The organism is Agrobacterium sp. CNPSo 2736, from assembly GCF_004005385.1.
Taxonomy (GTDB): Bacteria; Pseudomonadota; Alphaproteobacteria; order Rhizobiales; family Rhizobiaceae; genus Agrobacterium; species Agrobacterium leguminum.
On record NZ_RZTX01000025.1, the window covers coordinates 1 to 21,396 of the forward strand.

The 21,396-nt window shown below is 62.1% G+C and carries 19 protein-coding genes; 2 read left to right on the top strand and 17 right to left on the bottom strand.

The features are described from left to right. Positions 1-333 precede the first annotated feature (333 nt). The 14 genes from EM858_RS25340 to EM858_RS25405 form a co-directional block, all read right to left on the bottom strand. On the bottom strand, positions 334-684 hold the full coding sequence (locus EM858_RS25340; RefSeq protein WP_127758383.1) for a ribbon-helix-helix domain-containing protein: 351 nt from the start codon (positions 682-684) through the stop codon (positions 334-336). 70 nt (positions 685-754) lie between these two features. Next, positions 755-1,321, bottom strand: coding sequence for a DJ-1/PfpI family protein (locus tag EM858_RS25345; RefSeq protein ID WP_020813219.1), 567 nt, complete (start codon positions 1,319-1,321; stop codon positions 755-757). A gap of 97 nt (positions 1,322-1,418) precedes the next feature. Beyond that, the gene (locus tag EM858_RS25350; RefSeq protein ID WP_127758384.1) at positions 1,419-2,816 is read right to left on the bottom strand and encodes an amidase; all 1,398 of its coding nucleotides are present in this window, start codon (positions 2,814-2,816) and stop codon (positions 1,419-1,421) included. 53 nt (positions 2,817-2,869) lie between these two features. Then, positions 2,870-3,691 (bottom strand): ABC transporter permease, encoded by an 822-nt coding sequence (locus EM858_RS25355; protein ID WP_164865569.1) that lies wholly within the window; start codon positions 3,689-3,691, stop codon positions 2,870-2,872. Continuing rightward, positions 3,688-4,638 (bottom strand): ABC transporter permease, encoded by a 951-nt coding sequence (locus EM858_RS25360; RefSeq protein WP_127758385.1) that lies wholly within the window; start codon positions 4,636-4,638, stop codon positions 3,688-3,690. The genes EM858_RS25355 and EM858_RS25360 overlap by 4 nt, the downstream gene beginning before the upstream one ends. A 212-nt stretch (positions 4,639-4,850) precedes the next feature. Continuing rightward, on the bottom strand, positions 4,851-6,386 hold the full coding sequence (locus tag EM858_RS25365; RefSeq protein ID WP_127758386.1) for an ABC transporter substrate-binding protein: 1,536 nt from the start codon (positions 6,384-6,386) through the stop codon (positions 4,851-4,853). A gap of 182 nt (positions 6,387-6,568) precedes the next feature. Then, entirely contained in the window at positions 6,569-7,471 is a 903-nt protein-coding gene (locus EM858_RS25370) for a LysR substrate-binding domain-containing protein (RefSeq protein ID WP_080820585.1), read from the bottom strand. A gap of 260 nt (positions 7,472-7,731) precedes the next feature. Next, entirely contained in the window at positions 7,732-8,481 is a 750-nt protein-coding gene (locus tag EM858_RS25375) for an ABC transporter ATP-binding protein (RefSeq protein WP_127758387.1), read from the bottom strand. Beyond that, entirely contained in the window at positions 8,478-9,314 is an 837-nt protein-coding gene (locus tag EM858_RS25380; RefSeq protein WP_003523148.1) for an ABC transporter ATP-binding protein, read from the bottom strand. Before EM858_RS25380 ends, EM858_RS25375 begins: the two co-directional genes overlap by 4 nt. After that, complete coding sequence (locus EM858_RS25385) at positions 9,311-10,243, bottom strand: ABC transporter permease (protein ID WP_003523147.1); 933 nt, start codon at positions 10,241-10,243, stop codon at positions 9,311-9,313. The genes EM858_RS25380 and EM858_RS25385 overlap by 4 nt, the downstream gene beginning before the upstream one ends. Continuing rightward, complete coding sequence (locus tag EM858_RS25390; protein ID WP_080820577.1) at positions 10,240-11,307, bottom strand: ABC transporter permease; 1,068 nt, start codon at positions 11,305-11,307, stop codon at positions 10,240-10,242. Before EM858_RS25390 ends, EM858_RS25385 begins: the two co-directional genes overlap by 4 nt. An 18-nt stretch (positions 11,308-11,325) precedes the next feature. Next, positions 11,326-12,966 carry an ABC transporter substrate-binding protein gene (locus tag EM858_RS25395; protein WP_127758388.1) on the bottom strand — a complete coding sequence of 547 codons (1,641 nt, stop codon included), beginning with the start codon at positions 12,964-12,966 and terminating at the stop codon, positions 11,326-11,328. A 49-nt stretch (positions 12,967-13,015) separates the two neighbouring features. Continuing rightward, entirely contained in the window at positions 13,016-14,071 is a 1,056-nt protein-coding gene (locus tag EM858_RS25400) for a dipeptidase (RefSeq protein ID WP_080820571.1), read from the bottom strand. 207 nt (positions 14,072-14,278) lie between these two features. After that, positions 14,279-14,986 (bottom strand): phosphoribosyltransferase, encoded by a 708-nt coding sequence (locus tag EM858_RS25405; RefSeq protein WP_127758389.1) that lies wholly within the window; start codon positions 14,984-14,986, stop codon positions 14,279-14,281. A 210-nt stretch (positions 14,987-15,196) separates the two neighbouring features. Here EM858_RS25405 and EM858_RS25410 point away from each other — a divergent pair, with 210 nt between their 5' ends. Next, complete coding sequence (locus tag EM858_RS25410; RefSeq protein WP_162936028.1) at positions 15,197-16,369, top strand: M20 aminoacylase family protein; 1,173 nt, start codon at positions 15,197-15,199, stop codon at positions 16,367-16,369. On the opposite strand, the gene EM858_RS25415 is transcribed toward EM858_RS25410, so the two are convergent. Next, the gene (locus EM858_RS25415; protein WP_245483049.1) at positions 16,296-17,642 is read right to left on the bottom strand and encodes an MFS transporter; all 1,347 of its coding nucleotides are present in this window, start codon (positions 17,640-17,642) and stop codon (positions 16,296-16,298) included. The genes EM858_RS25410 and EM858_RS25415 overlap by 74 nt on opposite strands. A gap of 92 nt (positions 17,643-17,734) precedes the next feature. Between EM858_RS25415 and EM858_RS25420 the strand changes: the two genes are divergently transcribed. Continuing rightward, a complete protein-coding gene (locus tag EM858_RS25420) occupies positions 17,735-18,658 on the top strand; it encodes a LysR family transcriptional regulator (protein WP_127758390.1) in 924 nt (307 codons plus the stop codon). Positions 18,659-18,685: 27 nt separating this feature from the next. On the opposite strand, the gene EM858_RS25425 is transcribed toward EM858_RS25420, so the two are convergent. After that, positions 18,686-20,479 carry an adenine deaminase gene (locus EM858_RS25425; protein ID WP_127758391.1) on the bottom strand — a complete coding sequence of 598 codons (1,794 nt, stop codon included), beginning with the start codon at positions 20,477-20,479 and terminating at the stop codon, positions 18,686-18,688. Further along, the gene (locus EM858_RS25430) at positions 20,476-21,396 is read right to left on the bottom strand and encodes a nucleoside hydrolase (protein WP_127758392.1); all 921 of its coding nucleotides are present in this window, start codon (positions 21,394-21,396) and stop codon (positions 20,476-20,478) included. The genes EM858_RS25425 and EM858_RS25430 overlap by 4 nt, the downstream gene beginning before the upstream one ends.

The window sequence follows — 21,396 nt, forward strand, 5'->3', positions numbered from 1 at the left end:
GGTGCCGGTATTGGCGATGCGGACGGCTTTTTGTGTTGCGGCATCGAAAAGATCCAGATGTGCCTTTGAGACGTCGCATCCGATGTAAACAGGGTGTACCATGGCAAGCCTCATCCTGTGCTACGAGGTCCGCGCTCACGGCCTCCATCAACTGTTCAGGTTGGGATTATCAGAGCGGGCGGAGGTCCAAAAGCCAGCAGGCGGTCTCTAACGACCAGGATTCCGACGGCCTTCCGCCCGCACTCTACATAGCACAAATCCAATACACAGGATTCCTGTGACAAGCACAGGAATGAGGTTGAGGGGAGCCCCGGCACAAAAGCGGGACGCACCCTAGTGATAATTCACCTTTTCCGCATCGAGAATGCTGTCCGCATCCAGCGCCGCAATCGGAATATCGCTGCGCGCCGGAATATCGCCGGAAAGCTGAAGCGCCAGATAACGCCCGCAGCAGACCCGAAGGAACGAGGTGAAATTGCCGAGATCGTGCCCGGCATCGATCGATTCATTATAAAGCTTGGCGATGAGCTGCACGCTGTTCATGCCGTCACGCCGCGCGATCTCGTCCAGCGTCGCCCAGAAAAAGTTTTCAAGCCGCACGCTGGTGACCATGCCATCGATCCTGAGCGACCGCGTATGGCTCTCCCAAAGCGTCGGGTCTGCCTTGATGAAAAGCTTGCACATGGTTTCCTCCCTTACCACGCCTGAAAGATAGGCGGAAAACGGGGCTGGAAAAAGCCCCGTTTCGCTGACCTTATTTGCCGAGCACGGCCATGAATTGCGAAAGCCAGGCCGGATGCGCCGGCCACGCGGGCGCCGTCACCAGCTTGCCGTCAGTAACGGCCGCATCAATGGCGATATCGGCATAGGTGCCGCCCGCCAGTTCCACTTCGGGGCGGCAGGCGGGGTAGGCCGAGCAGGTGCGGCCCTTCAAGACGCCCGCAGCCGCGAGCAATTGCGCGCCATGGCAGACGGCCGCAACCGGCTTGTCGGCCTCGAAGAAATGTTTCACCGCCGAGAGCACATCCGCATTGAGGCGCAGATATTCCGGCGCGCGTCCGCCCGGAATGACCAGCGCATCGTAATCCGCAACCTTGATATCGGCGAAGGTGGCGTTGAGCGCGAAATTATGGCCGCGTTTTTCCGAATAGGTCTGGTCGCCCTCGAAATCGTGGATGGCCGTGGCAATGGTCTGGCCCGCCTTCTTGCCGGGGCAGACGGCATGCACCGTGTGGCCGACCGCAGCCAAGGTCTGGAACGGCACCATGGTCTCATAATCCTCGGCGAAATCGCCGGCGATCATCAAAATCTTCTTCGGCATATCTGCTCCTCCCGTTTTCGGATGCCTTTGGGCACCCTAACAGGCGGGATCGAGATGCGGGTATTATGGCAATACTACAGGGCCGATAACGGTGGGATCAGCGGGCCTGCGGCGGCTGCGGCCAGCGTCTCACACCGCCGCCCCAACTCTCAAAGGCTTTTGAAAGCTTCAGCACGAACAAATCCTCGTAACGTGGCCCGACGATCTGCAAGCCGATGGGCATTCCCGATCTGGAGAAACCGCAATTGATGGAGGAGGCCGGTTGTTCCGACATGTTCCACGGCACCGTGAAGGCGATATGTTCGAAGGGAAGTTCGGGATCATTGGTGGGCGAGGCCCAGTCGGCCGGATAGGACACGACGGGATTGACGGGTGAAATCACAGCATCAACGGACTGCATCAACCGCCCGCAGGTCTTACGCATTTCCATGGTCTGGTTGAAACCGAAAACGGCGCGCGAACCGGAAATATCCGCCCCCTTCTGCGCCCATTCATGAATATAGGGAAGGATCGCGGCGCGACGGTCAGCGCTCAGCGCCACCATGTCACCCCAGAACTTCGCCCGCCAGAAATCGTCCAGCCCGTCCAGCATTTCCCGCGTCAGCACCGGCTCGACCGGGATGACGATGGCGCCCGCAGCCTCGAACAGCTTCGCGGCGGAAAGCACGGCATCGCGCACCTCCTCGTCCAGCGGCAGGCCGCAGCCGGCATCCAGCATCAGGCCGATTTTCAGGCCCTTCACATTAATATCGAGGTTCATCCAGTTGATATCGTTGGGCGGCAGCGAGGTGCCGTCGCGCCAGTCGGGGCGAGAAAGCGTCGCCATGGCATAGGCGGCATCGGCAACGGTGCGGGTCATCGGCCCGGCGCAGCGGCCGGTATAATAGGGATCGACCGGGATGCGGCCCTGGCTCGGCTTGAAACCGAACAGGCCGGTCCACCCCGCCGGCAGCCGCACCGAGCCGCCAATATCCGTGCCGATATGCAGCGTGCCATAACCCGCAGCCCCGGCCGAGGCCGCACCGGCGCTGGAGCCGCCGGGGTTCTGGGTGGGGTCCCACGGATTGCGGCTGAGCTTGTGGAAACTGGAAAGGCCGGAGGAGAGCATGCCGTAATCCGGGCAGGTCGTCTTGGCGTAAATAATCGCGCCATCCTCACGGCAGCGGGCGGCCACCGGCGCGTCCTCAACCGCGGGCACCAGTTCCACCGCTTTGGTGCCAAGCGGCACCGGATGGCCTTTCGTGGCGATCAATTCCTTGAGCGAGACCGGAATGCCATCGAGGGCTCCGAGCGTTTCGCCCTTTTGCCAACGTTCCGTCGAGGCCAGCGCCTGCCTGCGTGCATCTTCCGGATCATAGGCGTAAAGCGCATTCACCACCGGTTCGAAGGCATCGATACGCACCTCCACCGCCTGCCAATATTCCGATGGCGAAAGCTTCTTATCCCGGTAAAGCGCCAGGATTTCGAGCGTGTTGAGGTCTATGAGATCGGTCATGGCATCGTCTCGTCAGAAAAACAGGAAATAGGGGCGACAGCTTTTTTGAGCGGTCAGCTGGTATCGCGTGGGTCCAGCAGGTCGCGCAGGCCGTCGCCGAGAAGATTGAGGCCGAAGACGGCGAGCGCAATCGCAAGGCCGGGCATGATGGCAAGCCAGGGTGCGGTGCCGAGATAGGTCTGGGCATCGGCCAGCATCCGCCCCCAGGTGGCGGCGGGCGGCGGCATGCCGAGACCGAGGAAGGAGAGGCCTGCTTCCGTCAATATCGCAAGACCGAGCTGGATCGTCACCTGCACGATGATCTGGTTGGAAATATTCGGCACGATATGGAAAAGCGTGATCTTGGCGCGGTTCTGGCCGATGCTGGTGGCGGCGGTGACATATTCCCGCGACCATATCTGCAACGCCGCCCCCAGTGTCAGCCGGGCAAAGACCGGCACCATGAAGGTGGCGATGGCAATGATGGCGGTAAAACGGCCCGTGCCGATGAAAGCGCCGAGCATCATGGCCGACAGGATGGGCGGCACGGCGAAGATGATGTCGCAGATGCGCATGACCACGGTTTCGGTGAAACCGCGCAGCGCCGCAACCGCCACGCCGATGGTCGTGCCGACAGATGCGCCGATGGCGACGGCGGCGATGGAGGTGGACAGCGAGTTCCACGCACCTGCCATCAGCATCGACAATACGTCGCGGCCGAAATGGTCCGTGCCGAGGCCGCCATAAACGAAGGGCGATTTCAGCTTCTGAACGATCTGCATCTTTGTGGGGGACACCGGCGTCCAGACCAGCGACAGCAGGGCGACTGCGACCAGAAAGACCGTGACGGCGATGCCGACGGCAAAGGCGGGGCGGCGGCGGATCAATCGCATCATCGCGCACCTGCCCGCAGTCTCGGATCGATGAAGAGATAGGCAATATCGACCACGAAATTCATGACGATCACCAGCGCCGAGAAAAACAGCACGACGGACTGCATGACGACGATATCGCGCTGGGTCAGCGCCTGATAGGCAAGCCGCCCGAGGCCCGGCAGGTTGAAGACGTTTTCCACCAGCACCGCGCCGGCAATGAGGAAGGTGAATTGCAGGCCGATCATGGTGACGACAGGGATCATCGCATTCGGCACCGCATGCCGCCACAGCGCCACCCGTTCGCTCAGGCCCTTGGCCCGCGCGGTGCGCACGAAATCCTCGTTCATCACTTCAAGCACGGCGGAGCGGCACACACGCGTGAGAACCCCGGCCTGCGACAGCGCAAGAGCGATTGCCGGAAGGATGAGCGCCGTGAGACCCGCTGAAAAGCTCGGCGTCCAGCCGGGAAAACCGCCGGCCGGCATCCAGCCGAGCGTGGTGGAAAAAATGATGATGAGCAGCAGCCCGACCCAGAAGCCGGGCACGGCAATGCCCACATGCGAAAACAGCCCGGCCGCAAAATCCAGCGCCCCGTTACGGCTCCTCGCCGCCGCCACGCCGAGCGGAATGGCGATGGCCACCGAAAGGCAAACGGCCAGCAGCGCAAGCGGCAGGGTAACGGCCAGCCGCTCCAGGATCAGGCCCGCAACCGGCACGCCATAGGTATAGGATTGCCCGAGGTCGCCCCGGAACACGCCGGCCAGCCAGTGGAGATAACGCAGCGGTAGCGGCTGATCGAGGCCCATCTGCTTCTGCAGCGCGGCGAGCGTATCGGGGTTCGCCGAGGTTCCGAGCATGATGGCCGCCGGATCGCCCGGCAGCAGGCCCATGACGACATAGATGATGAGGGAAACGGCAAACAGGGTGATGACGAGGCTTAAAAGACGCCGGATGAGGACGGCTAACATCTGGCATCTTCTCCTTGCTTTGTTTCGCCTGCGGTCGAAGGTCCAGTTACCTCTCTCCCGTCATTCCGGCCTTGAGCCGGAATCCAGCCGACGCGCATCTGCGCGGCGGAGAGAACCCTTTCAGCCCAAGGACTTGGGCTGGCTGGATGCCGGATCATCCTCGGGCTCGACCCGGGGACCGGCATGACGGAAGAAACGGGTATCGACAAACGTCACTCTTCCCAATGCACATCCGTCAGCACATTCGAGGGAATCGGCTCGTTTTCCCACAGCCCCTTCACCTTCCTGTCCCAGACGCCGAGTTTCGGCATGACGAAAAGATAAAGGGCGGGCACGTCTTCCGCGAGGATTTTCTGGGCTTCGCCATAGAGCTTTTCCTGCTCGCCGGCATCCGCCGTCTTTTCCACATTCGCCACGACCTCGTTGAAAGCCGGGTTCTTATAATTGAAATAATAGGGGTCGCGCGCATAGATATCGATATCCATCGGCTCGGCATGGGCAACGATGGTCATGTCGTAATCCGCGCCCTTCAGGACATCCGCCACCCATTTGGCCGGAAACTCGGTGGTCTCGATGGTCATGGTCACGCCGATTTCGGCAAACATTGCCTGCAGGATTTGCGAGGTCCGCTGGGCATAGGCCATTTGGGGGGCCTTGATGGTGAAGTTGAAACCATCCGGATAACCGGCTTCGGCAAGCAGCGCCCTGGCCTTGTCGATATCGTAAGGATGTACCCCGGTCGTATCGATATAGCCGCGGTCATTCGGCGTGTAATGGCTGCCGATGGCCGTGCCGAAGCCGGACCAGGCGCCTTCAATGACAGTGCCGCGATCCACAGCCATCATCAGCGCCTGACGCACGCGCTTGTCATCGAAAGGCTTGCGGGCATTGTTCATGCCGGCCACGACCTTCAGCTCGGTATTGCCGACGAAGGTGCCGAGGCGCGCGTCGCCATCGAAGGAGGTCATCAGTTCCGGTGCGCCGAATTCCGGGAAGGCATCGATATCGCCGGACTTCAGTGCGGCGGCCTGCGCCTGCGGATCGGAGACAAAACGGAAGGTCGCCTTGTCCAGCTTCACCGCCACGGCCTTGTCCCAATAGGCGTCGTTCTTCTGCAGCTCGACCTTGTCGCCCTTGGCCCAGTTAACGAATTTGAACGGTCCGGTGCCGACAGGAGTGGTGCGGTTATTCTCCACGCTCTTGGGCGCCACCATCACGGAGGCAGGCCAGCCGAGCCAGTAGAGAAGGCTGCCGGCCGGCTGCTTCAGCTTCAGCACCAGCGTTGCCGCATCCGGCGTCTCGATAGTGTCTATGGCGGCGAAGAAGCGTTTCTGCGGATTGACCGAGCTTTCACCGCGCGCCCGATCCAGCGAAAATTTGGCGACAGAGGAATCGAAAGCCTCGCCATCATGAAAGGTGACGCCCTTGCGCAGCTTGAACGTATAGGTCTTGCCATCAGGGGAAATTTCCCAGCTTTCGGCAAGCTGCGGCTTCACCTTGCCGTCGCGGTCGATCTTCACCAGACCTTCGAAGACATTCTGCCAGGTGACCTGGCCGATGGCGACGGGGGCGGCGATGGTCGGATCGAGACCGGCCGGCTCGACGGCCATGCCAAGCGTCAACGCGGTTTTCGGCGCGGCTTCGGCAACCTTTGCCGAAAGCGGCAGCCAGAGCGCCGTGCCCAAAGCAAGGGTCAGCGCGGCGCGGCGCGAAAGCGTTGCCGCCTGCGAAAGATAAGTGCGTGGCATCATTGTCCCCTGTCTGGCGGCCGGGGCATTTTTGCCCTCGGAAGACCGCCCGTTGCAAAAAGAGTGTCATGTTGCAGGCGCACACACAATCTCGATTTTTGTGTGCTCCGTGTAGCTGAAATGGCTACACGGAAATGCGGATGGAAATCAACCTTCCGGGCGGAAAGACCAAACCGTCCCGCTTATCCCGCCGTCGCCTCGCGCATGAAGCGCTCGATGAAATCGGCGAGCTTGGAGGCGGCGAAGGAGAGTTGGCGGTCGGGGGCGACGCAGAGGTCGATCTGGGTGTGAATGCCTTTTTTGCCTGCCAAGGGAACGGCGACCATCTGCCCGCTGCGGATTTCCCGCGCCACCGAAAGCGCCGGCAGAAGCGTGGCGGCGGCGTGGCCCAGCACCAGTTCCTTCAGCATTTCCAAAGAGCTGGTAATGAAGACGGGATCAAGCTCGATGCCCGCATCGGCAAACAGCGTATCGAAGGCCTGACGCGCAGCGAAACTTTTATCCGGCAGGGCAAGCGGCAACCCGGCCAGCTCTTTCAGCGAGACTTCCGGCTGTGCCGCGAGCGCATGGCCGGCCGGGAAGATGGCATCGTAGCTGATGCGGGTGCGCGAGCGCACTTTTACGCCGGAAAGCTTCGGCGCAAACAGACTGACGACCAGATCGGCTTCCGCCGCACCCAGCGCCTCCATCGCCTGCCGGGCGCTGGTAATATGCACCTCGAAACGCAGCTTCGGATATTTGAGGCTGAATTGCGCCAGCACCGGCGCCAGAAGGTTCGCCACCGTCGCGCCATTGGCATAGACCGTGACCCGGCCGCGCTGCAGGCCCTTTAGATCGTCGATGAGTTGGTGCACATGGTCGAGTTCCCGCAGCGTCTTGCCGGCGCGGGCGGCGAGCAATTCGCCTGCCGCCGTCAGCTTCACGCCTCGGCTGGAACGCTCCACCAGTGGCGAGCCGAAATAATATTCGAGATTTTCGATCTGCCGGCTCACCGCTGTGGGCGCCACATTCAGGTTTTCCGCCGCGGCGCGCATGGAATTGGTGCGGACCAGTTCGTCGAAATACATCAGGGCGCGCAGTTGCATGGGGTGGATACCTTGTTCGGATAGGTCACGTGGCGGTTCACCATATCATCGCAGCGTCGCGAGAAAATACTTCACGCGGGAAGATCGCTCGTGAAAGCAAAGCTCGCCGCTTGTTTCTTCTCCCCGCCGGGGAGAAGGTGGCGCGCAGCGCCGGATGAGGGGGCGACGGCAAAGATATGCGGAGAGCTTGCCCCCTCATCTGCCCCTTCGGATCATCTTCTCCCCGGCGGGGAGAAGAAAAAGGAGGCACCCTCGCGCCATCACGCGCGTTTGAAACCCTCGCTCGCCACCAGCAGCTGCCTTGTATAATCCGCACCGAATTCCCGGCTTTCCAGCGCCTCCGCCTCCAGCATTTCCACCACCTTGCCGCTTTTCATCACCGCGAGGCGATCGCACATATGGCTGATGACACCGAGATCGTGGCTGACCATGACGAAGGTGAGGTTGCGGTCCTTGCGGGCCTGTTCCAGCAGATTGAGGATTTCGGCCTGAATGGAGGCGTCGAGCGCCGAGGTCGGCTCATCCAGCAGCAGGATTTTCGGCTCGACGATCAGCGCACGCGCAATGGCGATGCGCTGGCGCTGGCCGCCGGAAAGCTGGTGCGAATAACGGAAGCGGAAGCCGGAACCGAGACCGACTTCATCCAGTGCGCGGGCGATGCGCTGTTCGCGATTGTCGAGACCGTGGATGACCAGCGGTTCGAGCAGCAGCGCATCCACCGTCTGGCGCGGGTGCAGCGAGCCGTAGGGGTCCTGAAACACCATCTGCACGTCGCTATAGAAGCTCCTGTCGCGGCGCTTGCCGGCATAGGAGCGCCCGGCCACCATCAGGGAGCCCTCATCGAAATGATTAAGGCCGGCAATGGCGCGCAGCAGGGTCGACTTGCCGGAACCGGACTCGCCGACGATGCCGAAGGATTCACCCTCGGCCACATCGATGCTGACGCGGTCGAGCGCGATGTAACCGTCGAAATCGACCACCATGTCGCGGACGGAAAGAACTGAACTCATGCGCGCCACTCCGGCTTGCGTTCCAGAACCGGCAGCGGATGCCGGTGGCCGCCGATTTCCGGCAGGCAGTTCAGCAGGCCCTGCGTATAGGGATGTTTCGCCTCCTTCAGATTGGCGGAAGACAGCTCTTCCACCACCTTGCCCGCATACATGACGAGAACGCGGTCACAGAAAGACGATACCAGCCGCAGATCGTGGCTGACGAAGATCAGCCCCATGCCACGGTCGCGCACCAGCTTGTCGAGAATGTCGAGCACTTCCAGCTGAACCGTGACATCGAGCGCCGAAGTCGGTTCGTCGGCGATCAACAGTTCCGGACCGCAGACCAGCATCATGGCGATCATGACACGCTGCCCCATGCCGCCGGAAACCTCGTGCGGGTAAAGATCGAAGACGCGTTCCGGGTCGCGTATCTGCACGGCTTCGAGCATGGCGAGCGTGCGCTGGCGCGCCTCGCTGCCGCCGATCTTTTCATGGGTGCGCAGGGTTTCCATGATCTGGCGACCGATGGTCATGACCGGGTTCAGCGAATATTTCGGGTCCTGCAGGATCATGGCCATGCGCTTGCCGCGCATGATCCGCCGCTCTTTTGCAGACGCCTTGAGCAGATCGATATCGCCGAAGCGCAGCGCATCCGCCTCGATACGCGCATTTTTCGGCGTCAGCCCCATGATGGCGCGGCCTGTCTGCGATTTTCCGGAGCCGGATTCGCCGACGATGCCGAGACGCTCGCGCCCGAGCGTGAAGGACACGCCGCGCACCGCCTCCACCAGCCCGGTGCGGGTGGGGAAGGACACGCGCAGGTTCTCTACGGTCAGAAGCGGCGCACTCATTGGCCCGCCTCCTTGGGGTCCAGCGCATCGCGCAGGCCATCGCCCAGCAGGTTGAAACCGAGGCTGACAATGAGGATCGCCACGCCCGGCATGGCCGCGACCCACCATTGGTCGAGGATGAAGCGGCGACCCGAAGCGATCATCGCGCCCCATTCCGGCAGCGGCGGCTGTGCGCCGAGGCCGAGGAAGCCGAGGCCTGCGGCGGTGAGGATGATGCCCGCCATATCCAGCGTCACGCGCACGATGAGCGACGACAGGCAGAGCGGCATGACGTGTTTCAGCACGATGCGGAAGGGCGACGCGCCCATGAGCTTGACCGCGGCGATGAAATCGGAATTGCGGAAGGTCATGGTTTCGGCGCGCGCGATGCGCGCATAGGGCGGCCATGAGGTAAGCGCGATGGCGAGCACCGCGTTTTCGATGCCCGGCCCAAGCGCCGCGACCAGCGCCAGCGCCAGAACGAGCTTCGGAAAGGCAAGGAAGATATCGGTGATGCGCATCAGGACCGCATCCACCCAGCCGCCGGCATAACCGGAAACCGTGCCGACGATGAGGCCGACGGGGGCCGCGATGATGGCGACCAGCAGAACCACGAACAGCGTCAGCCGCGAACCGTGGATGAGGCGCGAAAGAATATCGCGGCCCTGATCGTCAGTGCCGAGCAGGTAACCTTCCGTGCCGGGTGGCAAAAGCCGGGCATTGCGCAGATCGCCCTGCACCGGGTTATGCGGGGCCAGAACATCGGCAAACAGCGCCACGAACAGCAGCGCGATGATGATGGCCAGCCCAAGCAGCGCCAGACGGTTTTCCGAAAAGCGCCGCCAGATGACATAGGCGCGGCCAAGTCGCGCCTGCTTGCGCGAGGCCGGCCGGTCGGAGAGCAGCCATTCGCGGCTATAGGGTTTGATCGTATCGGTCGAAAGGGTCATCGGCTGCGCGTCCTCGGATCGAGCGTCCGGTAAAGCAGATCGGAAAAGAGATTGATGCCGACGAAGATGGCGCCGATCACGATCGTGCCGCCGAGAACGGCATTCATATCCGCATTCTGCAGCGAATTGGTGATGTAGAGGCCGAGCCCCGGCCAGGCGAAGATGGTTTCGGTCAGCACCGAACCTTCGAGCAGACCGGCATAGGAGAGCGCAATCACGGTCACCAGCGGCACGGCGGCATTACGCAGCGCGTGGAACCAGATGATGCGGGTTTCCGAAAGCCCCTTGGCGCGGGCCGCGACGATATATTCCTGGCTTAGCTCGTTCAGCATGAAGGAGCGCGTCATGCGACTGATATAGGCCAGCGAAAAATAGCCGAGCAGACAGGCGGGCAGGATGATGTGGCGGAAGAGATCCCACAACACGTCCCATTGCCGCTGCCAGATCGCGTCGATCAGGAAGAAGCCCGTGACCGGCGTGAAGGTGAATTCATAAACGATATCCATGCGGCCGGGATAAGCCACCCATTGCAGCCGGGCGTAAAACACCAGCAGCGCCAGAAGGCCGAGCCAGAAGATCGGCACGGAATAACCGATGAGGCCGATGACGCGCACCACCTGGTCGGCAAAGCTGCCGCGCTTGACGGCGGCAAGCACGCCGAGCGGAATGCCGAAGACGGCGCCGATGATGGTGCCGAGCGTGGCAAGCTCGATGGTGGCCGGAAACACCCGCTTGATATCCTCCATCACCGGATTGGTGGTGAGGACGGAGGTGCCGAAATCGCCCGATAGCGCCTGCTTCAGATAAAGGAAGAACTGCTGCCAGAGCGGCAGGTTGAGGCCGAGCTGCTCGCGCACCCGCTCGACCACATGTGCGGGCGCCCGGTCGCCGACGATCGCCAGCGCGGGATCGATCGGCACGACGCGGCCAATGAAGAATGTGACCGCCATCAGCCCCAGAAAGGTGGTGATGACGGTGACGGCGAAGCCGAGAACGGCTTTCACGCGGGCATTGGCACGGCGTTTGCCGTGCCTCGCCCTGCTATTGCTTTCAACCATGCTCAAGAGACCGATCCTTCCGGATCATTCCTTGGAAATGGTGTAGACGAAGTTGGTGTCGAAGCTCGGTCCGAGCTTCAGGCCCTTCAGCTTGGCGGAATATCCCGCCACTTCCGTCTGCTGGAAGATGATGACGAAGGGACCCTTCGCCAGAACTTCCTTCTGCAGGTTTTCATAGATGGCGGCGCGCTTGGCGCTGTCCTTCTCCAGAAGCGCAGACTGGGTTTCCTTGGTCAGATCAGGAACGTCCCAGGCATTGCGCCAGGCGAGCGTCTTGTTCTTGCCCTCGTCGGAATTGTCGTAGTTGATGGTGAAGGTTTCCGCATTCGAGTTCGGGTCGAAATAGTCCGAACCCCACTGGCCAATGTAGATATCATGCGTGCGGGCGCGGTATTTGGTCAGCGTCTGCTTGCCGTCGCCGGGGATGATTTCCAGCTTGATGCCCGCCTGCGCCAGCGTCTGCTGCACGCTTTCGGCAATGCCGGTCACCGGCTGGGTGTTGCGCACATCCATGGACACGGTAAAGCCGTCCTTCAGGCCGGCCTTGGCCAGAAGCTCCTTCGCCTTGGCGACGTCGAGCTTGTAGGGGTTCTCGTCAAGCGCGCCGAGCTGTCCCTTCGGCAGGAAGGTCTGGTGAACTTCGCCGATGCCCTTGATGATCGTCGCGCCGATGGCGTCGTAATCGACCAGATATTTGAAGGCTTCGATGACCTCGGGCTTCTTCAGGTTCTCGTTTTTCTGGTTGAGGCTAAAATAATAGACGGTGCCCTTCGGCGCGGAGGTGACGGCAAGGCCTTCTTTCTTGGAAACGGCTTCCATGTCGCCCGGCTCGAGGTTGCGGGCCACATCGATATCGCCGTTCTCAAGCGCTAGGCGCTGGCCGGAGCTTTCCTTCATGTGGCGATAAACGACGCGCTTCAGCTTCGGCTTCTCGCCGTAATAATTTGGGTTGGCTTCCAGGATCACCGCCTCGTTGGCCTTCCAGCCAAGGATCTTGTAGGGGCCGGAACCGGCATAACCCGTCTTCAGGAACTCGTTGCCGAAATCGGTGTCGTATTTGTAATCGGCGCTCGGCGTGACGGACTTCGCCTTTTCGGCGATGAGCTTCTTGTCGACCACCGAAGCGACGGTTGCGGTCAGCACGTTCAGCACGAAGCTCGGCGCATAAGGCTTATCGACCGTCAGAACGAAGGTGTTCGCATCCGCAGCCTTCGCCTTTTCGGTGACGTTGTCACCGCTGAGACCGAACTGCGTCAGCAGGAATGCCGGGGACTTGTCGAGCTTCACGGCGCGTTCGAAGGAGAAGGCCACATCATCGGCCGTGACGGGATTGCCGGAGGCGAATTTCAGGCCGGATTTCAGCTTGAACGTATAGGTCAGGCCATCGTCGGAGGTCGTCCAGCTTTCGGCCAGATCGCCGATCACCTTGGACGTGTCGGTAAGATCGATGGAAACCAGCTTGCTGTAGGTATTGCCGGTCACTTCGGCAGCGGAGAGTTCGAAAGCCTCGCCCGGATCGAGCGTAATGATGTCGTCGATGGCGAAACCTTCGACCAGCGTATCGGCCGGCGTTGCGGCAAAAGCCTGCGGCGCCGCCAGCATCATCAGCGACAAAGCGGCGCTGGTGCTCAGAATACGCATGGATTTGTTGAGCGATTTGATCATAGGATCTCCCCTTTTGTTATAAGCTTGATTTGGTTCGCTTCAGCTCTTCTCAGGCCGCCTCGTGCCAGGCCTGAGACAAAACACGCAGCCAGTTTTCCCGGCATATTTTAGCAAGTTCTCCATCACCGTAGCCCGCCGATTTCAGCGCCGCAACCAGATTGTGATTGCCGCTCGCATCGGCAACGCCGACGGGTATCGTCGCGCCGTCGAAGTCCGATCCCAGCGCCACGCAATCGACGCCCATGCGCTCCACCATGTAATCGATATGGCGCACCATGTCGGAAAGCGGCGTATCGGCAATGTCGCGCGCATCGGCCCTGAGCATGGTCACCGCGTAATTGAGACCCACCAGCCCGCCGCTTTCCTTGATGGCGTCCATCTGCCTGTCGGTGAGATTGCGGGCGACGGGGGTAAGCGCATGCGCATTGGAATGGCTGGCGATCAGCGGCTGATTGGTGGTCTTCGCCACATCCCAGAAGCCTTTTTCGGTGATATGCGCGAGATCGATGAGAATGCCGAGCCTGTTGCATTCCTTCACCAGCGCAAAACCGGCGTCGGTGAGGCCCGGCGCCGTATCGGGAGACATGGGATAAGAGAACGGAACGCCATGGCCGAAGATATTGTGCCGGCTCCAGACCGGGCCTAGCGAGCGTAGGCCGGCGGCGTAAAATACCTCCAGCGCATCGAGATCGGCCCCGATCGCCTCGCAGCCCTCCATATGCAGCACGGCGGCGAAGATATCCTCGGCAAAGGCCTTGCGGATATCGGCCGTGGAGCGGCAAAGCCGCCACGCGCCAGCGCGGTCGAGCCTCAGCGCAATCGCCGCCTTTTCCATGGCGATATCGAGCGAGGGCTGGCGCTCCAGCGGGGAGGCGAGCGGCGTGTTGTAATGGCCGCTTTCATCCGGTTCCTGAAGAATGAGATCGCCGGAGGGAATATAGATCGCGCAGATGCCGCCGCCGAGGCCGCCTGCCCTTGCGCGGGGCCCATCTATATGGCCTTCGCGTGTGCCGTTCCTGAATTCGGCCACCGGATCGGCACCGGCCTTGCTGTTGCGCCACAACCGAAGCAGCACATCATTATGACCGTCGAACACTGCGTGCATGGGAAGAAATTCCAGTCATCGGAAAGAACAAAACGGGGGCGGGCAGACGCCGGGATGACACCGCGCGAAAGCAAACCGGCGCATTGTTCGCCGACCGCTATTGTCTGTCGGAGGCGATCTTAGGACGATCTCTTCGAGCTTCGCAAGACACAAATTAGGCAGCGGTGAAATTATCACCACTTGCCTTTTGCCGGAATTTGCGCTTCGTCAGGCGCGCCAGCCGCCATCCGCTTTCGTGAGCAGCGGCGTTGAAAAAACACCCCTAACCCGCTCCGGCCATTCCGGCCCGAAAGCGGCGATTTTTTCCCGCCAGCGATCCGATTGCAGCATGGCCGCGCCGATGACGGCGGGCCGGATGCCGGAGGCGGCGAGAAGCGAAAGACCCGATATGATGGAGCTGCCGCTGGAGATCACATCATCCACCAGCGCCACCCGCCGGTTCTCGATGAGCGGCAGCATGCGCGGATCGATATAGAGCCGTTTTTCCTGCCTTGTGGTGATGGAGGACATCGGCACCGACAATTCCTCCAGATACCAGAATTTGCGCGAGGTGCCGAGCGGCACGTAACGGGAATGGCCGAGATGCCGGGCAACGGCGGCGGCGAGCGTCAGCCCCAGCGTCGGCAGGCCGATGACGACATCCGGCTTGAAGGGAAGAAGCTGTGCGGCGAGATCGGCCGCCAGCGCCTCGAGCACCTCAAAAGAGGCCTGATTGACGATAAGCGAGGCCAGCGCATGTTCGCCATCCGCCAGCGGCCTTATCGGCAGGCATATCTGCCTTCCGTCATCCAGCGCCGCCGGAAAGAAGGCGGAATGCGGGCCGGCCGTTTCGAAGCTGCGGCGCGGATGTATCTCCTGCCAGAACTCATGCGGCGCGGCGGGACAATGGGCGGCAGGCGATGCGGATGACGGCATCGGTTTTTCCTTTCAGAACCGGGATGGCGCAAGGCGGAGGCGGTTTTCAGCCACGCCAATTCCGTTCGGCAGATTAGTCATTTTAGCAACCACAGAGACGCTGCGGGTTCATTTCATTGGCTTTTTCCGTTAGAAGAGAAAAAAGCAACAGGCATTCGGATGAACCCACCTATGACGCGGGTTTTTCCCATATTCAAGGACAAGCTGCCCATGAGACTGCTGGACCGCATCGGCGAGGACCTGCCATTCCTGACGGAGCTTCGCCACGACCTGCACGCGCATCCCGAACTGGGTTTCGAAGAGGAAAGAACCAGCGCCATCGTCGCCGATCTTCTCGAGCGTGCCGGGCTGAAGGTGCATCGCGGTCTTGGCGGCACCGGCGTGGTCGCCACGCTGCAGGTGGGCAACGGCACCCGCAGCATCGGCCTGCGTGCCGACATGGATGCGCTTGCCATGCCGGAAGTGCCCGACCGGCCCTATAAATCGAAATTTCCCGGCAAGATGCATGCCTGCGGCCATGACGGCCACACCGCCATGCTGCTGGGTGCTGCGCGTTACCTCGCAAAGACCCGCGATTTTTCCGGCACCGTTCATTTCATCTTCCAGCCGGCCGAAGAAGGCCGCGGCGGCGCGAAAAAAATGGTGGAGGACGGGCTTTTCACCCTGTTTCCCTGCGATGCGGTCTATGGCCTGCACAATATGCCGGGGCTCGGCATCGATGAAATGGCAGTTGTGGAAGGCCCGCAGCTTGCCTCTTCCGACAGCTGGCGCGTGACCTTCAAGGGCATCGGCACCCATGGCGCCAAGCCGCATCTCGGCCGCGATCCGGTGACGGCGGCGGGCACCTTCCTCGCCTCGCTGCAAACCATCGTCGGCCGCGTCGTCGATCCGCTGCAACCTGCCGTGGTCAGCGCCTGTTCGGTGCAGGCGGGCGACCCGAAGGCGCTCAACGTCATTCCCGATCTCGTCGAAATCGGCGGCACGGCGCGCGCTTATGCGGCTGACGTGCGCGACCAGCTCGAAGCGGAAATCGGCAGGCTGGCAAAGGGCACGGCGGCGATGTTCGGCATCGAGGCGCATTACGAATTCATCCGCCGGATTCCACCCGTCATCAACGAGGCGGATGCGACGAAACGGGCGCTGCGCGCCGCAAGAACCGTCTTCGGCAACAAGACCCGCAACGCCTTCCCACCCTCGACCGCCGGCGACGATTTCGCCTTCTTCGCGGGTGAAGCGCCCGGCTGCTATGTCTGGCTGGGCAACGGCCCGGCAGTGGATGGCGCGCTGCACCACAACACCTCCTACGACTTCAACGATGCGGCCATCGTGCCGGGCGTGGCGTTCTGGGCGACGCTGGTGGAGCAGGAACTGGCGGCGGAGTGACTCCCCGGCCGGCGCGATGGCCGCTCAGGCGCGCCGCGCGCCCCGGGCGAGCGAAGCTGGCTAAAATTCCGGCAAGTGCGCAGCCGGCGGTAATGGCCATGATGCCGGGCCAGCCGGCATGGATCCAGAACCAGCCGCCGACCCAGCCGGTAATGCTCGCTCCGCAATAATAAAACAGCAGATAAAGCGCGGAAGCATGGCTTTTGGCGGCGCCCGCATTCGCGCCCACTCCACTGCTGGCAGCCGAATGCCCGATGAAAAATCCGATGGTTATCGCCGCAATCCCCGCCACGATGAGGATGATACTTGAGGCGAATGTGAGCAGGATACCGGCAAGGATGGTGGAAAAGGCAACCACCAGCATGATCCGCCGGCTGAACCGGTCGACCAGCGCCCCGCCATAGGAGGACGCAACGATACCCAGGGCAAAGGTCAGGAAAATCATGCTGACGGCCGTGCGGCCCAATTCGTAAGGCGGCGCGACGAGGCGAAAGGCGCAATAGTTGAAAACGGTGGTGAACACGCTCGTCAGCATCGCGCCGAGGAAATAGAACCGCCGAAGTTCCGGGTTTCCAAGATGTTGCGCCCATATTCTCAGATGATTTTTAAGCGGCATGTGCTGCGGCCGGAAATTCCGCGAGGGCGGAAGCAGCAGCAGGAAGCCGATGGCCGCGAGGATGCAGACCGCCCCCAGCGCATACATTGCCGCCTGCCAGGAGGTATAGGCGGACACCAGCCCCATGCCGACACGTCCCGCCATGGAGCCGAAGGCCGTGCCACCGACATAGAGCCCCATTGCCTTGCCGAGACTGGAAGGTTCGATCTCCTCGGCAAGATAAGCCATGGCCACGGCCGGAACGCCGCCGAGCACGAACCCTTCCAGCGCGCGGGCGGCAAGCAGCCATGCCCAGCCTTGCGTGCTTGCCGCAATGATATTGGCGATGGCTGCCAGCATCATCGAAACGAACATCAGATTTCGGCGGGTGAAGAGCTGGGCAAAGGCCCCGCTGAGCAGAATGGCGAAGGCAAGCGTTCCCGTCGTCAGCGACAGGGCCAGCGATGCAGTTGCAGGGTTGATGCCGAATTCCGCCGGAAATTCCGGCAGGAGCGGCTGCACGCAATAGATCAGCGAAAAGCTGGCAAAGCCCGCGAGGAAAAGCGCCCAGCTCGCCCGGCGAAACTGACGGCTTCCCTGCCGTATCCAGAGCACATCCGGCGGCTCCTCCGTCATGACGATCGGCGGGGTGAAATCCTGTTTTTTGAGCTGGCGCATCGGGTTTGTCCCTTTCGCTCCCAGCTATAGCGCAGCTCCGTCTTTCATTCTAATATATGGAAGACGTTCCTATCATATCTGGATCTAATATCATGGAACTCAGGCACATCCGTTATTTTCTGGCTATCGCCAATGAAGGCAGTTTTACGCGGGCGGCAGAACATCTGGGAATCGCGCAGCCGCCGCTCAGCCAGCAGATAAAGGTTCTGGAACAGGAAATCGGCGTGCGGCTCTTCCGGCGTCTAGCGCATGGCGCGGAACTGACACCGGCCGGCCATGCCTTTCGTGCTGCGGTGACCCATATTCCGCATCAGGTGGGCGAAGGTGTCCGGCTCGCACGCAGGGCAGCAGCCGGTGAAACCGGCATTCTGAGAATAGGCGTCACCGGCACGGCGGCGCTCAACCCTCTGGTTCCGGCCTGCATCCGCACCTACAGACGCCAATATCCCGACGTGGAGCTTCAGGTGATGGAGGCAGCCGCCCTGGCACTGACACCGGCCCTGCTCGAAGATCGGCTGGACGTGGCGCTTTTGCGCCCTTCTCAATCCGATCCTGATACATTGCTCGAGGAAGTGCTCACTGACGAACCGCTTCTGGTCGCCCTGCCTGCATCCCATCCGCTCGCGCGGCGCGGCACCGCCATAGACCTGATGGAATTGCGCGACGACCCTTTCATTCTGACGCCACGCAACGTCGGCACCAGCCTTCACGATGCATCGATAAAAGCCTGCCAGGAGGCCGGTTTCACGCCGCGCCTTGGGCCGGCGGCACCGCAAATCGCCTCGATATTGTCGCTGGTCGCGGCCGAACTCGGGGTTTCACTCCTTCCGGAATCCGTCGCACAGGTCAAAATGCAGAACATCGTCCTATTACCCTCCAGCGGCCCGCCGCCGCGGCTTTCCATATCGCTCGCCTATCGGCGCGGAACGACATCGCCGGTGGTGAAGAATTTCGTGTTGGCGGCGCGCATTGCCGCGCGCGAAACACAGACGCCTGACGTGCCCGCGGTCGAATAAACCGCAGCCCGCAGATGCGGGCCGCCGCTATTCGAGAACGGCAATCACCGGGCTTTCCATTACCCTGCCCGTCAACACATCGGCAATGCCCATATCCGTCTGGTGCGGGCCGATATTGCAGGCGAGCGTCGCGCCGAAGCAGGCCTTGAAGACGAGATAGGGCGGCTGCCATTCCACCACCCTGCCGACGGCTTCGCGCAATTCTTCGAAAGCCCTTGCCACGTCTTCAAGCGGGGCATCGGAAACGAGGCCGGAAAGCGGCAACGGGAGAAGCGCGGTGACCTTGCCCTCTGAGGCAACGGCCATGCCGCCGCCCGCCTTTATCACCGCATTGGCGGCCAGCGCCATGTCCTCGGCATTGCCACCAAAAACCGTGAGGTTGTGGCTGTCATGCGAGACGGTGGTGGCGAAGGCGCCGGTCCAGTTTCCCCAGCCCGTAAGGAATCCGGTTCTGGTGATCGGCTCGGCCATGCCGTGGCGATGGGTGACGGAAATCATCGTCGCACCTTCGGGCGGAATGACGAAACCATCCTTCACCTCGGCTTCCGCCTCGCCCCATTGCGTGAAGCGCGGACGGTCGATGGTGGCGAGGCGCACCTTCGCGCCTTCGCTGGCAACCCGGAAATCATCGGCTGCGCGCAGCGGCAGCTTCATCGAGCCTTCGAGCGCTGTCGCATCGCAGGTCGGAACGTCGACGAGCATATGCCCGCCTTCCGCAACCGCCCTGCCCCCGGCCAGAACGTAGCGGGCGGCAAAACCGCTCAAATCCTCGAAGACGACGATATCGGCGCGACGGCCGGCGGCGATGAGGCCGAGATCGGCACGGCCGAGCCTTTGGGCTGCATTGAGCGTCGCGGCGCGCAGCGCCCATTCGGGCTTCAGGCCATAGCGGACAAGGCGGCGCACCACATCGTCCAGCCCACCGCCCTGCAACAGATCGTCAGGGAACACGTCGTCAGTGCACAGCGTCACCGTTTGCGGCAGGTGGCCGAGCGCATTCAGCGCTTCCACGAATTCCGGCAGCAGGTGATCGTGCGAGCCGCGCAGCTCGATGGTGAGCCCAGCTCGCAGTTTCGTCATCAGGTCTTCGCCCGAGACCAGCTCGTGATCGGAAGAAACGCCCGCCGCCATGAAGGCGTTGAGATCGGCGTCCTTCAGGCCGCGTGCATGGCCGCAGACCAGCTTTTCCGAGGCAAGCCCGGCCTGCACGATGCCGCTCATGCGCGGATCGCGTTCGATGACGCCGCGCATGTTCATGATTTCCGCGACACCGCCGACCTGCGGCCATGACAGGATATCGGCAAGAATGGCGGCGTCGAAATCCGCCCCGCCGCGCTCCAGCCCAGGTGCGGAAGGCACGCAGGAGGGCGCGAGCAGAATGGCGCGCAGGGGCAGGTTTTCGATGGATTTCGCCGCCCAGCGCACCCCATCCACACCATGCACGTTGCCGAATTCATGCGGGTCCCAGACGATGGTGGTGACGCCGCGTGCGACCACCGCCGCCGCATAAGCCGCCGGCGTGACCATCGAGCTTTCGATATGCATATGTGTATCGATGAGGCCCGGCGAGACAAAGGCGCTTGCCGCATCGATGATCCGTGCAGCGTCGCTGCGGCTTGCCCGCTCGTGCACGCTGGCGATCAGAGCGCCGACGATGCCGATATCGGCGGCGCGAAGCTCTCCCGTCACCACATCCACCAGCGTTCCACCGGTGATCAGAACATCGAAAGGCGCATCGCCGCGTGCGGCGGCGACCGCGCGGCTGCGCAGCGCATCATCGGTGAGATCGGTTGGCTCGCGTGTTGGAGAGTTCGCGTTCATCGGGCGGCCTCCCGGCGCAGCGCCTCGAGAATCGCCGTCTTCGCACCTTCAGCATCCACCGTTTCGGCGAAATGCGCGTTGAAGGCTTTCGCTTTCTGAGCGCGCGTCTCGACCACGGTTCGCCCGCGCGTCAGCGTCGCCTGAAGCTCGACATCGATCCGCGCATGACGCCAGCCGATGAGACCGGAGGTAAAGGCGACGGCGGCCACGGGATCGTAAAGCGCCATGGCGGCTCTGCCACGGCTGGTGGCGATGCCGATGAAACCTTCCAGCAGATCGGCGATCAGCCCGGCATTCTTGCCGCCGGCATTGCGGATCGGCAGCACATCGGCCGGCGAGGCGGTAACCTTGCGGCAGGCATCCAGATCGACCATGCGCAGCGGCAGACCGTGCGACAGCACGATGGCCAGGGCTTCGGGATCGGCAAAGGCGTTGAATTCGGACGAGGCCGTGTGATTGCCGCTGGTCACGCCGCCACCCATCCAGGTGAGATCGGAAATTTTGGCGGCAAGATCAGGCCGGGCAAGGCAAACCGCGGCGATATTGGCGAGCGGGCCGAGCGCCAGAATGCGCTTCTCACCATCACCCTCAAGCCAGTTGCACAGGGCGGCAAAGGCATGGCTTTTCGGCAAGGCCGGCGCATCCGGCAAGTTTTGGCCGACGGTCGGAATGCCGTTATCGCCCAGAATGCATTGCGCGGTTTCGAGCGCGCCGAGCACCGGCATGGCGCGGCCCTGATGGATCGGCATCGGCCAGCCGAAGGCTGAGACCGCTCCGGCGGCATTGCCGCAGACCGCTTCCAGCGTCGTATTGCCGAACACCAGTGAAATGCCGTCGATGGCAAGGCCTGCCGATTGCACCACCATGATGGCGGCGATATCGTCAAAGCCCATATCGGTATCGATCCACACGCCCAT